Genomic DNA, 15371 nt, shown 5'->3' with positions numbered 1-15371 from the left:
GAATATTATAAAAAAATACTGAATTAATCACCTTAAAAAATAATAAAAACTATTTCTATTACAATATTGTCAGTAAAATAAAAATAATGCATTTATATCGACGATATAACAAAACTTCTACAATATGGAAATCATTTATCATTGCAACAATATTACAAATCATTCCATGTCCATTAGAATCACTTAACTTACCAAAACCATCATGGTTAAGTTTGTTATTAATTTATTGGATAACAAAATCACCTAACCACGTTAATATAGGTACTGGATTTATAATTGGATTAATTACAGACATATTTTTAGGACCAATTCTTGGTATACATGCTATCAGCATGAGTATTAGTACCTATTTGTTAATTACTCAATTTTCACTATTTAAAAATATGCCATTATGGAAACAATGCTTGACTATAATGCTAATTTCTTTTAACATGAATGTAATTCCATATCTGGCAAATATGTTATTAATCAATAAAATAAAATTCAATCCAGAAATATTTTTGGTTAACATTGTTGATGGCATTATATGGATTGGAATATTTTTTATCATGAAAACAAAACATACTTATAATAAAATCAAAAAATAATTTTAATTATTTAAAAAACATATTAAATATTACAATATAATTTCTAGTATGGAATGTATTATTGTCACAAATAATAAGTAACACTACTATATTTTAAAATACATTAATTGTGAAAAAAAATCCGCATATTATATGTTATAAATATCAATAATCTAAAAAATAAAAAATTAAATTTTAAACAATATAATTATATATACTATATATAACATTATTGATTTTACAAAAAATATAAATTTATTAACTTATACTATCAATATTTAATACTTAAATACTTATGTGAGAACAAACATGAATTCCAATAATGTTATTGATAACATACTTTCTGAAAATAACTTGCAAACAAATGACGTATTAAACCTTTTAGATACAATCCACACAAAAAATACAGATTATGCTGATTTTTACTTCCAATCTAATTATCATGAAACATGGGTATTGGAAAATGGAATTATAAAAACTGGAAGATATAGTATAGATAATGGGGTAGGAATACGAATTATTAAAGGGGAAAAAACTGGATTTTCTTACACTAATCAATTAAATATTGATTCATTAATACAAAGCATTAAAACAGCGCGTAATATCCTAATAAATGATCAAAACGAAAACAACATAATTTATTATGTTAATAACAATAAAATTGCTAACATTAAAAAAAATGTTATTCAACATGTTTCTACATATTCAAACCAAAACCCATTGACCAGCTTCTCAGAACAACAAAAAATTGAACTATTAATGCAAATTAATAAACTTGCGCGTAAAATCGATACACGTATCGAAGAAATTATTGCTGTTTTATCTGGTACTTATGAAGAAATACTTATCATGGCAACAGATGGTACATTATCTTCAGATATACGTCCATTAGTACAATTATCTATTAACGTCCAAATATCACATAATGGGAAACGAGAACAAGGAAGAAGTGGTGGGGGAGGGCGACATGGATATGAATTTTTCTTAAATCCTTCGCATACAGGAGAAACAATTCTTATTAATTGGATACAAGAAGCAGTAAAAATGGCTATAAACAATATATCGGCAATAGAAGCACCAGCTGGAAGTATGCCTGTTGTATTAAAATGCGGTTGGGCTGGAATATTGTTACATGAAGCAGTTGGACACGGATTAGAAGGAGATTTTAACCGATATTGCACATCTGCATTTACTAAAAATATAGGTAAACAAGTAGCGTCTGAATTATGTACTGTCGTGGATGATGGAACAGTGAAAAATGCACGAGGATCATTAAACATCGATGATGAAGGTACTCCTGGCCAATTCAATATATTGATTGAAAAGGGTATTTTAAAAAAATACATGCAAGATAAATTAAATGCTAAACTAATGAACATGGCACCCACTGGAAATGGACGAAGAGAATCATATTCAAATTTACCTATGCCACGAATGACTAATACATATATGTTAGCAGGAGAATCTACTGAAGAAGAGATTATTAGCAGTGTAAATTACGGAATTTATGCATCAAATTTCTCTGGAGGACAAGTAGATATTACATCAGGAAAATTTGTATTTTCTACCTCTGAAGCCTTTTTAATAGAAAAAGGATACATAACGAAACCAGTAAAAGGAGTAACCTTGATTGGTTCAGGTATAGAAGTAATGAACCAAATTTCTATGGTTGCCAACAATCTGAAATTAGACACAGGAATTGGAACATGCATGAAAAATGGACAAAGCCTACCAGTAGGTGTAGGACAACCAACAATTAAAATTAATCAAATAACTATTGGAGGTACCGCATAAAAAATACACACTTATAAATTTTCAATTCATTATATAATAATATCTCTTTCAATTTTGATAATGAAAAAATTTTTATATACCAAATCAATACCAAAATATTTAAAACTTTTTAAAAATATAAAAACTTTCCAACATAATTTTCTAATTAAACTTAAAAAGACCATGATTATTATCAATGACGCAATCGAAAAATATGATTACCTCAAAAACATAGCATATAAAACATTAAATTCAATATCATCTCCTGCTGAAGCTCAAATATCGATCATACGAACCACAGGAATTAATATCAGCACACGTTATGGTAATCTTGAAAACATAGAATTTCATAATGATAATATACTCACAGTTACCCTATACCTTAAGCAAAACAAAGGACATGTTACTTCAAATGATTTTAATGAGAAAAAAATACCAGACATAATATCAAAAGCTCTAAATATCGCTCGTTATAGTTCACCAGACCCATGTTCTGGTTTAGCTAATAAATCATTATTAGCTTATCATAATTTGGATCTCGATTTATTTCACCCTTTTGAATATAATATAAAAGATGTCATCGATTTTACTGCTCACGCAGAAAACATAGCCCTAAAATATGACAAACAAATTATACAAACCGAAGGAGCCATATTTAATAGCCTGACAATTACAAAAATACTTGCTAATACCCATGGTTTTTTCCAAGGCTATCATAGCACTCAATATTCACTTTCATGCGGTGTAATAGCCAAAAATAATAATGATACTATGGAAAGAAATTATGACTATACAACCAACAGATCGATGAAAAAATTATGCTCATCTGAAAAAATAGGGGAAAGATGCGCTCGCCGTACTTTAAAAAAATTAAATCCAAAAAAAATAGTTACCATAGAATCACCAATATTATTCTCTGCAGAAATAGCTGCCAGTCTTTTTAATCATTTAATACATGCTATTCATGGAAAAAATGTTTATAAAAAATCAACATTTTTATTAAATGACTTAGGAAAAATAATATTTCCCAATTGGTTATGCATAAAAGAACGTCCTCATGTACCTGCAGAAATTGGTTCAGCACCTTTCGACAATGAAGGCGTCAAAACTACTGATCGAACAATTATCAAAAACGGAATGCTATGCACATGGCTATTAGATAGTTACTCCGCTAGAAAATTAAAATTACATAGCACAGGTCATGCTAATAATATTTATAATTGGTATGTTAATTGCAATAATATAAATTTAATACAATTAATAAAAAAAATGGATCGTGGAATAATTATTACTGATTTAATGGGGCAAGGAATAAATATAATCACCGGAGATTATTCCCGAGGCGCCACCGGCTTTTGGGTTCAAAACGGAAAAATTAAACACCCCGTACATGAAATTACAATTTCTGGAAATTTAAAAGACATGTTCCTAAATATAATTTCTATAAGCAACGATATAGAAACTAGATCTAACATAAAATGTGGATCCATATTAATATCATCCATGATGATAGCAGGAAAATAATCAACTTCATAAATTAATAAATTAAAACCACAGAGTAGTGGCATCACTAAAACTAAAAATTTGTCCACACTCTTATTAATTTACAGCATTTTTTAATTTTCTACCCGCACGAAAAGCTGGTATCTTAGTTTCTTTAACAAAAATTTTTTCACCAGTTTGAGGGTTTTTTACAACACGAGGAGTTCGAATCCTTACAATAAATGTACCAAACCCGATCAAAGATACATGATCTCCATTTTTAAGTGATTCTATAACTGATGCAGTCATAGCATTTAAAGCTCGACTAGCTGCAACTTTTGATATACAAGAATCAACAGAAATTTTATTGATTAATTGTGATTTATTCATTACATCTCCAATTTTAAAATATTCATATAAACAAAAACATATCAAAAGATATTATTTTGTTACATTTTCTTAATAATTACACTATCTATATTATTTTCTAAAACATTCTATATTCATATATAAAATTCACTTCATGTATTAAATGGAGCATCTTGTAAAGCAAGCGCTAAAACTTCATCAATTTGTTTAACAGGATAAATATTTAAATTATTAGTAACAACCTCCGGAACATCTTCTAAATCACGTTTATTTTCATAAGGAATTACAACTACCTTAATACCACCTCGATGAGCTGCTAACAATTTCTCCTTTAAACCTCCTATAGGTAAAATTTGTCCTCGCAAAGTAATTTCCCCTGTCATCGCTACATCAGACTTTACAAAATTACCTGTTAAACAAGATACCAACGCAGTACACATAGCAATACCTGCACTAGGCCCATCTTTAGGGGTAGCACCTTCAGGTACATGTACATGTATATCACGTTTCTCATAAAAATCGGAATGAATTCCTAATTTATTTGCTCGAGAACGAACAACCGTTAACGCTGCTTGAATAGATTCTTGCATTACTTCACCTAAAGAGCCAGTATAAGTTAATTTCCCCTTACCAGGCATACAAGCTGTTTCAATTGTTAAAAGATCACCACCTACTTCCGTCCATGCTAATCCAGTAACTTGTCCAATCCGATTTTCTTTTTCAGCATAACCACAATCATAACGCTGCACTCCTAGAAAATTTTTCAAATTATTTGCATTAATAGTAATTAAATTAACATTTTTATCCATTAATAACATTTTTACAGCCTTTCTACACAATTTTGAAATTTCTCGTTCTAAATTTCGAACACCAGCTTCACGCGTATAATGGCGAATTATACCTAATAAAGCACTATCCTCTATTAACAATTCACTTGGCTTTAAAGCATTTCGCTCTAACTGTTTTGGTAATAAATGTTTACACCCTATGTTAAATTTTTCATCCTCTGTATAACCAGATATACGAATTACTTCCATACGATCTAATAACGGTGGTGGTATATTCATTGAATTAGAAGTCGCAACAAACATAACATCAGACAAATCATAATCGACCTCTAAATAATGATCATTAAAAGAAAAATTTTGTTCTGGATCTAAAACCTCTAATAATGCTGAAGCAGGATCACCTCGCATATCTAAAGACATCTTATCTATTTCGTCTAAAAGAAATAATGGATTCTTTACTCCTACTTTAGACATTTTTTGTATTAATTTACCAGGCATAGATCCAATATACGTCCTGCGATGGCCCCGAATTTCCGCTTCATCACGAACTCCTCCTAATGCCATCCGCACATATTTACGACCAGTAGCTTTTGCTATAGATTGTCCTAAAGAAGTTTTTCCTACTCCAGGAGGACCTACTAAACACAAAATAGGTCCTTTCATTTTATTCACTCGATTTTGCACTGCTAAATACTCTAATATACGATCCTTAACTCGTTCCAAACCATAATGATCCTTATCTAAGGATACTTGTGCTTTAAATATATTTTTTTTCATTTTACTACGCGCATACCACGGTACTGATAATAACCAATCAATATACCCTCGCACAACAGTAGCTTCAGCAGACATAGGAGACATCATTTTCAATTTATTTAATTCTAATTCCACTTTATCTTTAACATCTTTCGGCATTTTTGCATCTTCAATCTTTCTTTTTAAAGAATCATATTCATCAGGTATATTCTCCATATCCCCCAATTCTTTCTGAATTGCTTTCATTTGTTCATTAAGATAATATTCTCTTTGACTTTTTTCCATTTGTTTTTTTACTCGATTACGAATACGCTTTTCTATTTGCAATAAATCAATTTCTGATTCCATCATTGTCATTAAATATTCTAATCGATCAATGATGTTAGACATTTCTAATACAGATTGCTTATCATTTAATTTCAATGGCATATGTGCAGCAATAGTATCAGCTAATCTATCAGCATCATCAATGCTGCTTAAAGATGTTAAAACTTCAGGAGGTATCTTTTTATTAAGCTTAATATAACTTTCAAATTGATTAAGAATAGCACGTACCAAGACTTTTTTTTCTTTATTATCTAATTCAATATCATCAAAACAACTAGTTTCAGCTGTAAAATAATCTCCACTATCCGCTAAATTAACAATTTTTGCTCGCATTAATCCTTCTACTAAAACCTTCACAGTACCATCAGGCAATTTTAACATTTGCAAAATAGTTGATATAGTACCAACTAAAAACAGATCGTTAACACTTGGCTCATCAGTAGATGCTTCTTTTTGTGCAACTAACATAACCTTTTTATCAGAATCCATGGCAAATTTAAGACACCGAATTGATTTTTCTCTACCAACAAACAAAGGAATCACCATATGCGGATATACCACCACATCACGTAACGGCAATACAGGAATTTCCATGCGCTTTGGTTGTTCGGAAATCACGGATCTTCTCCCTTCATACAATCTATTGAACTCTAAAATTATAATCCGACTTAACACTTCTGAAAACGTTGGGTATACAGATATATGGGGGCATATTAACGATATTCAACTTTAAAAATAATGATTGTCAGATTTAAAATCACATAACAAAATGTACACTTTTAATAAATATTTTTACAAAAAATACACTCAACATATTTAATAATTATCAACTATTATGTTATGACTCAATACACACAAAAGATACTGCTTATACGACTGAAGTTGTGTTGTGAATAACTTACAAATATTTTAAAACAAATATACATCAATTCAAAATTAATATATCAAAATATGTTACAATTAATATTATATGTTAATTAATAATATCATGAATATAATACATCTGAAATGTTAAATTTCATAGGTAATAAAAAATAATTTTTTGCCGCTAAAATAATAGATTCAACATCATCATCATTTAATTGAGTTACTAATTTTTTTATATATGGATCACTATTTTCTCCATAAATATATTGATTATTTTCCCATGATTCAATAAGTTTGCAACGTGCCTCATATTGTCGACTTAAATCCAAAGAAATATCCCGGGTTTTGGAATCAAAACAATGCCGTAACCAACAACCACCAACATAATTAAACAATAATAAAGGAATATTCATTCCCTGCAAATAACCAGATATTAAAAATAATAAATACTCTTTTGCTTCTGCACTTGACAATGCACGGAAATGCCAACAACTTTTCACTCCAAACATATAACTATTTCCCTGACCTCCTGTTGCACAATATACTAAATGCTCTAACCAAAATAATAAACCATCTCGCATAGATAAAATTCTGGGTTGCCAACGTAATAATCCATTTTCTTGTACTGCGGATAAAATTCCATTTAAACGAAAATTTTTAAAACTCAAAGAAATTGGTAAATCGCGCCTGTTATTTGGTATATAGTATCCCTTTATTACTTGCGATAATTTCATCATTTTTTGACATTGTTGCAACCAAAATACATCCCCAAAATTTCCATAAGGTAATATACTTGAAATACGAATCCGGCTATATAAATCGTCAATATCCTCATTATTTAAAAAAGCCCATATTAAACTACGGCATATTTGATATTTAAGATGAATATCTATAAAAAATGGTTCATCAATTGGAATTTCTGTAAATTTTGGAATATAAATCTTTAATCGATGTTGAAACCACATACGAACTGGATGATTATAAAAATCATATAAAATACTTAACGATATATTATCATTAGATAATGACGACAGATCACACAAAAATACTGATTTAGACCAATTAATATTATCATTGATAATTGGTAACCATTCTTTGAAAAAACTTTGATTCTGTGTGTCCGGAATAAAATTTTCCAATGCAAAAGGTGTTCGACTATGCCACCGCCAAAAAGTATCATATATCCATTCCATTGTTAATAATGATATGTTCTTTGTATCTTGATTAAAACAATAGAAATTACGAAATACATATTCAAATAATTCATTAATTAATACTGAAGGTCCATATTTTGTATCATTATGCATAGAATATCCAATAAAACTAATATTAAAACTCTTCCTTGCGGCTAATAATGTTTCTAATAACAAATAACAATCATTACACCACATATCACAATCTAAATCACAAATGTTTTTCACCGTTAAATCAAAACTTAACGATGCATCAAATCTTGGATAAACATCCGCATTCATCCCTAATAAATAAATTACTTTATAAGGAATAGAACGCATTGAAGATAAATCACAAAACACGATTTTTTCGGAAAATACTTTTCGATTAATTGTTTTTTTATGCAATACATCAGACAATTTTCTATATAACATATCTACAGACACTGATTTGTAATAATTAGCTTGTATGCCTGATGTTATGATTTTCCTCCAAGCGTTCTTTAAAGATTTTAGATCAAACTCCGTTTCCAAATTAAAATCACTAACAAAAAAATCACTAATCATCTCTTCAGCTACAAACAACCAGTCTTTTAATATATACACTATTGATAATCGATCCCTCCAAATTTTTATTTTTTCAATAAATCTATCTAATTTAGCAATAAGATCAATAAAATCCATATTATCAGCACCTAAAGCACTCGATAAAATGCCACACCAGGGGCCAGATGCGTTATCTATAGCATAACTTAATAAAATTCTACTTAAACCAAATTTCCATGTATGTTGAACATTAACTGCTGTACCCATGATATGTTTAGAAAACATATCATCATCTAAACTCCATCGAATACCAGATTCTGGTATCCATGTATTTAGTATTTTAACACTATCTTTATCAATATCAAAACATCTAGATAAAGCTTCAACTTCTAAAAATCCAAAAATTTCTTCAATAGTACAACGCATATTAGGTAAATTAAGTAACTTGAGAAAAATGGAAGAAATTAAACCTATATTACTAGAAGAATCTAGAATTATAAAAGGTAAATGCCTTCCATAAAAAGAGGCATGACCAAACACAGATTGAATCACAGACACATAAGAATCAATTTTCGGAGCCATAACAATTATATCGCGCGGTAATAATAAGTGATCATCTGACATCATACCCAATAAATTATTATGCAATACTTCTATTTCACGTTGCATGTTATGACATACATGCACTGACAATGAACAATCATTAGCATGCAATAAACGGTTTTTTGGAATATTTTTGAATTTATCATTTATACTACTAAACGAAGTGTTAATTGACATATTCAAGGTCTGCGAATAATTATTTAATATATCATTTTGTAAAAAGTGTAATAAACAATTTCCTGTATTTTCAAAAAAACATGATCTTTCATGAATATTTGTTGAACAAGATAATAATGAATAGTGATTTTTTTGAAAAAATTGGCTCCATGTAGATAGTAAAGAATTATTAATAGAATTACATTTCTTTTTGTTGTTCAAAAATATATTCTGAGTACTAAAGATATTTAACCAAGAGCTGTTTAAAAAATTATCCCGAAAAAATTTTGGATTTTCTTGTGAAATATTATTTATGAAATTGTAATTTAAATTTTTTAGAAGAAAAAAACGACAAGGATTAATACAATATATATATATATTAATATAGCATCCTAAAGCTTGTAATATTTCCAACAAAATTGGAGAAAACCACGAAATACCATAAACCAATATACGCTTCGGCAATTTAGTCAAATTAACATAATTTCTTTTCAACTTACAGGATATATATTCATATACATTATCTTGTAAATGGCAAAATAAAAATTTATTATTATTAATTTCTTTTAAAAATAAACACCATAATTCAACTTGCCATGATGAAATATATATATCAGATTCATTATATTTTTTTTGCCATTGAACTAACCAATCTTGTCGATACACAAGATATTTAATAAACAAATATGTGATTTTTTCAGATAATTCTAAACATTTTCGATGATCAACATCATTATATAAATAATGTTGAATACAAGACCAATCAGCAATTAAATATTGATTACAATTAATCTCAGATAATATCTTCATAAATACCCAAGACATAATTGAAGGTGTGAGCATACTTGCAGGAAAAATATCCCATAATGACTTATTAAGCATACTCCATATAAAATTAAAAGAAGAAAAAAAATTAATATTAGCAGAAATACCAAAAAATTTTGCTAATTCTATATGCAACCATTCCATCATAGTAGGATTTTCTACTAATATCACTTCAGAAAATAATGGATCACTTAATCTATTACTGGAAATTAATTGAATTAATTCATCTTTTAAAGATTCTAATTTATTAGAATAATAAATCGTTATCATAAAAATATTTTTCTGTTAAAAAATATAATAACAAAAATAAAAAAAACTATTTATATTTACAATTTCGAAAATTGATTTTCATCACTAATACATAGTTATATATTAAATACACTAAACATTAACATTAATTAATAATACCAAATTAATTCTAATTAACACTTATAATACACCAGCAACATCCGTTTAATGAATAAATCAAATAAATATTTACAACACATTAATATAACTTTTTTAGTAACTAATTTAGAATAAATTACCATAAAATATTAATTAAAATCTTTTTTACAAAAAATACCATAAGAAACACAAAGAATTATAATCCCTGCTATAACCATGGGTATTGATAAAATTTGCCCCATACTTATATAACCCATAAATAAACCAATATGTAAATCTGGTTCTCGGAAACATTCAACAAAAATACGAAAAACACCATAAAGAAATAAAAATAATCCAGAAATACTCCCAATAGGAGGAGATGTGCGAATTAACCAATAATTAATAATAATAAACAACAATACACCTTCTAATAACATTTCATATAGTTGAGATGGATGACGAGGCAGCGCACCATAAATGTCAAATATTACTTCCCATTCAGAATGTTTTAATATATCTAATATATCTTGCCTTTGAGTATTGGGAAATAACATAGCCCATGGAATATCAATATTTACTCGACCATATAATTCTCCGTTAATAAAATTCCCCAAACGACCAGCAGCCAAACCAAATGGCACAATAGGTACAATAAAATCTGAAATTTTAAAAAAGGGAAAATTTTTATAATAAGAAAATAATATCCACACAACAATAACACCTATTAATCCCCCATGAAATGACATCCCTCCTTCCCATATTTTAAATATACACAATACATTTCGATAAAACATTTCAGGTTGATAGAATATTACATAACCAATTCTACCACCTATTAATAAAGCAAAAAAACTAATATATAATAAGTTTTCTATTTCTTTCTTTATCCAACAATTTTCAATAAAATTAGCCCGATTTGACAAAACCAAGATACCAAACAAAAAACTAAAAAAATACATCGCACCATACCAATGTAAAGAAATCGGTCCCCATGAAAATATTATTGGGTTTATATAAGGAAACACTAAATAATTAACTAATATTATAGACATAGATCATCATTCATTACTTAATTTTTTAAAACAAATATTTTATACTTACATTTAGTAAGTACAGTAAAATATGATCGAAAATATAATTTCATAGTCCCAATGAATACTATTATATACACCTAGTTAGTATTATACACATAAACTAATAAACTATATTTTAAAATATTTTCTAAAATTATTTATAATATAAAATTTATTTTTCGAAACTACAATAAAACATTCTACTGATATAATCAATCACATATTTATAAATAATGTATTAATTTAACCTATAACTATAAATAAAAAAAATAATATCATTACAAATATATATATTAATAAAAATCAATAATTTAAAATCAATAATTCCAAGAATTTTTAAAACAATAAAAAAAATTTTTGTTAAACATAATTATATATTAAAATACTTTATTTTAATAATCTAGTATTTTATACTCTTTATAAATATAAATCACACATTTCTAATGAAAGTAGTTCTTTTAAAGTTTGTTTTCGACGAATTTGATACATATTTCCATCTTTAAATAACACTTCAGGTAAAAAAGGCCTACTATTATAATTAGAAGACATAGAAGAACCATAAGCACCAGTATCATGAAATACTAAATAATCACCAACTTTAGCATACGGCAAACTACGGGGTTCTAAATCACCATCTTCAGTTTGAGTAAATACATCACCAGACTCACAAATTGGACCTCCTATTATAGTATCAAACACAGGCTCAAGAAAAATATTTCTATGTTTTTCCGCCGGTATTAAAGAAACATGATGATAACTACCATACATTACAGGCCGAACTAAATCATTAAACCCTACATCCACCAAAACAAAATGCCGAGCTCCTGCATCTTTCACTGCTCTTACCTGCGAAATTAACATTCCAGATTCTGCTACTAAAAATCTACCCGGTTCTATCTCTAACCGAACTGTATGACCCAAATAATCACTAATCCGATTTCTCGCGGAATTCCACAAATTAAAATAATGATCAATATTTAACATATTAATATTATCAACATAATACGGAATTGACAATCCTCCTCCAGCAGAAATAACTATCAAATCCTCTCTGGAAGAACAAACCTGATCTACCATTACATCACAAACTTTCGATAAAATATTATAATCTACCCCAGAACCAATATGAATATGAAATCCAAGTAATCTTAATCCATAACGATGAACATATGATAATGCCAACGGTATATCTTTGTACCAAATACCATGTTTACTGTTTTCCCCTCCAGTGTTAGTTTTTTTACTATGACCAGATCCGAATCCAGGATTAATTCGCAACCACACTCTATGTCCATAAGAACAAATACCAAGCTGATGCAACATATCTATTGAGCCAATATTTACTAAAATATTTAAGTTTAATATTCTTTTCAACACAGGTTCTTCCAATAAGTCAGAACTAAAAATTATTTCATCACTATTTTCTCCATATTGAAAACCAGATAATAATGCACGTTCAATTTCTCCTAAAGATACTGCATCTACTTTTACCCCATGTGAACCTATTAAACGTAAAATATGAATATTAGAACAAGCTTTTTGTGCAAACCGAATTGTATCGAACTGACGAAGACGATTAATTTGATTAATAATGATTGAAGCATCATAAACCCAAACTGGTCCATTATATTTTTTATATAAAAATTGCAAATTTTCAATATTTAAATGATTAGCATTACTTATAACATCATAAATATCACGAGGCATATTGTATATCCACCTTACAAATAAACATAAAATAATATAATCCATAAAATGACAACAATTTTAATCAACGAACATTTTTTTTGATGTATTAAATTTTTTGTTATATCATATGATTACACAGCAAAAATTTTCATTGTAAACTATATTTATTGACAATAAAACACAAAAGATCTATTGATCTTATATCAATAACACATTACTAACAAAGATCAACAAATATATCAAATCACCATTCAATTAATATTACAGCCATTGCAAAACACAATCTATATATAATAATACTCTTATAATTTATATCCTATTATTCGTTAATTAATAAAATTAATAAATAAATCATACATATACAACAGATAATTAAAAAAATTATAAATTTCATATAAAAATATATTATATATCATTTTATTTATTTTAATACATAAAATTATTTATTCTTCGGACGCAAAGTAGGAAATAAAATGACATTACGAATAGTATGCTGATTAGTTAATAACATAATTACGCGATCAATACCTATACCCATTCCAGCTGTTGGCGGCAATCCATATTCTAACGCCGTTAAGTAATCTTTATCATAATTCACCATATTATTATCCATGTTGCCACCATTATTGTCATTATCATTATCTTGTAATTGCTCTAAAAATCTTGCTTTCTGTTCTTCCGAATCATTTAATTCTGAAAAACCATTAGCAATTTCACGACCAGCAACAAAAACTTCAAAACGATCACTAAAAAAAGAATTATCATCTCTAGCACGAGCTAACGGAGACACTTCTGTAGGATAACTTGTAATAACCGTTGGCTGTATTAAATGATTCACTACCAGTTTTTCAAAAATCACGGTTTGTATTTTACCCAACTTCCAGGTGTTATCTATTTTTATTCCAAAAGACAATGCAAAAGCAATCAAATTTTTTACATTATTTATATCTTCTAATTGAAGATGCGGATAATAATAAAAAATTGATTCATGCATAGTCATTTGCAAAAATGGTTGACTAAAATTAAGCATATAATTGCCATATTTCACTACATAACTTCCTAAAATACGCTTTGCTAATGTACGCAATAAACGTTCTAATAATACAATTAAATCACGATAATCCACATATGCAACATAAATTTCCATCATGGTAAATTCAGGATTATGTAATGAAGATATCCCTTCATTACGAAAATTACGATTAATTTCAAAAATTTTTTCAAAACCACCTACAACCAATCTTTTCAAATATAATTCAGGAGAAATTCGTAAATACATATCAATATTTAATGTATTATGCCGAGTGACAAATGGACGAGCACATGCACCACCTGCTATAGGTTGCATCATCGGTGTTTCTACCTCAAGGAAACCATGTCTTAACATAAATTTTCGTATCTCAAATATAATAAGAGATCGTATCTTAAAAATATTCCGTACTTTATGATTAATAATCAAATCCAAATACCTTTTTCTATAACGAATTTCCTGATCAACTAACTTATGATATTTATCAGGTAATGGATGTAAAGATTTAGTTAATAAATAAATCTCTTTACAATATACTGATAACTCACCAGTCTTTGTTTTAAATAACGTTCCCCGTACTCCCAAAATATCTCCTATATCCCATTTTTTAAAATGGTCATTATATAAACCTACCGGTAAAGAATCATAAGCAATATACAGTTGTATCATGCCTCCCATATCCTGAATAGTTGCAAATGAAACCTTTCCCATAATGCGACGACTCATCATACGACCAGCAATTTTCACATCAATGTTTAATAAATATAATTCTTCATTACTTTTATTACCATATCTTTTATGTAAACAATCAGAAACCACATTACGACGAAAATCATTTGGAAATGCCACCCCATTACACCGTAATTTCGACAACTTCTCACGACGCATATAAAATTCCTTACTACAAATATTCTCTGTAGTATCTAATGAAAACGAATCATTTTGCATATACATTGTAGACATAAAAAATCTCCATGAAC

Annotated in this window: 9 protein-coding genes; 3 read left to right on the top strand and 6 right to left on the bottom strand. The window is 28.1% G+C overall.

Annotation, left to right across the window (positions count from 1 at the left end; all coding sequences use genetic code 11):
- Nucleotides 1–86: 86 nt before the first annotated feature.
- The 3 genes from mreD to pmbA all read left to right on the top strand — a co-directional run bounded on the left by mreD (nt 87) and on the right by pmbA (nt 3863).
- Entirely contained in the window at nt 87–587 is a 501-nt protein-coding gene (mreD, locus tag BTURN675_RS01285) for a rod shape-determining protein MreD (RefSeq protein WP_046288764.1), read from the top strand.
- A 288-nt stretch (nt 588–875) separates the two neighbouring features.
- Nucleotides 876–2360: a metalloprotease TldD gene (gene tldD / locus BTURN675_RS01280; protein WP_046288763.1), complete on the top strand. Its 1485-nt coding sequence runs from the start codon at nt 876–878 to the stop codon at nt 2358–2360.
- A 162-nt stretch (nt 2361–2522) separates the two neighbouring features.
- Entirely contained in the window at nt 2523–3863 is a 1341-nt protein-coding gene (gene pmbA / locus BTURN675_RS01275) for a metalloprotease PmbA (protein WP_052722637.1), read from the top strand.
- Nucleotides 3864–3938: 75 nt separating this feature from the next.
- Here the strand turns inward: pmbA and BTURN675_RS01270 are convergent, their stop codons facing one another.
- The 6 genes from BTURN675_RS01270 to lysS form a co-directional block, all read right to left on the bottom strand.
- Entirely contained in the window at nt 3939–4211 is a 273-nt protein-coding gene (locus BTURN675_RS01270; protein ID WP_046289103.1) for an HU family DNA-binding protein, read from the bottom strand.
- A gap of 131 nt (nt 4212–4342) precedes the next feature.
- Nucleotides 4343–6679, bottom strand: coding sequence for an endopeptidase La (gene lon, locus BTURN675_RS01265; protein ID WP_046288762.1), 2337 nt, complete (start codon nt 6677–6679; stop codon nt 4343–4345).
- A 368-nt stretch (nt 6680–7047) separates the two neighbouring features.
- Nucleotides 7048–10500: an exodeoxyribonuclease V subunit gamma gene (recC, locus tag BTURN675_RS01260; protein WP_052722590.1), complete on the bottom strand. Its 3453-nt coding sequence runs from the start codon at nt 10498–10500 to the stop codon at nt 7048–7050.
- Nucleotides 10501–10766: 266 nt separating this feature from the next.
- Nucleotides 10767–11651, bottom strand: coding sequence for a prolipoprotein diacylglyceryl transferase (lgt, locus tag BTURN675_RS01255; protein WP_046288761.1), 885 nt, complete (start codon nt 11649–11651; stop codon nt 10767–10769).
- Between the two features lie 438 nt (nt 11652–12089).
- Entirely contained in the window at nt 12090–13379 is a 1290-nt protein-coding gene (lysA, locus tag BTURN675_RS01250) for a diaminopimelate decarboxylase (protein WP_046288760.1), read from the bottom strand.
- A gap of 421 nt (nt 13380–13800) precedes the next feature.
- Nucleotides 13801–15354 carry a lysine--tRNA ligase gene (gene lysS / locus BTURN675_RS01245; RefSeq protein WP_173424200.1) on the bottom strand — a complete coding sequence of 518 codons (1554 nt, stop codon included), beginning with the start codon at nt 15352–15354 and terminating at the stop codon, nt 13801–13803.
- Nucleotides 15355–15371 lie beyond the last annotated feature (17 nt).

The sequence above is a fragment of the Blochmannia endosymbiont of Polyrhachis (Hedomyrma) turneri genome (assembly GCF_000973505.1).
In the GTDB taxonomy this organism is placed as follows: Bacteria; Pseudomonadota; Gammaproteobacteria; order Enterobacterales; family Enterobacteriaceae; genus Blochmanniella.
Note: the sequence above shows the minus strand (reverse complement) of the source record. Positions and strands in the feature narration are given on the sequence as shown.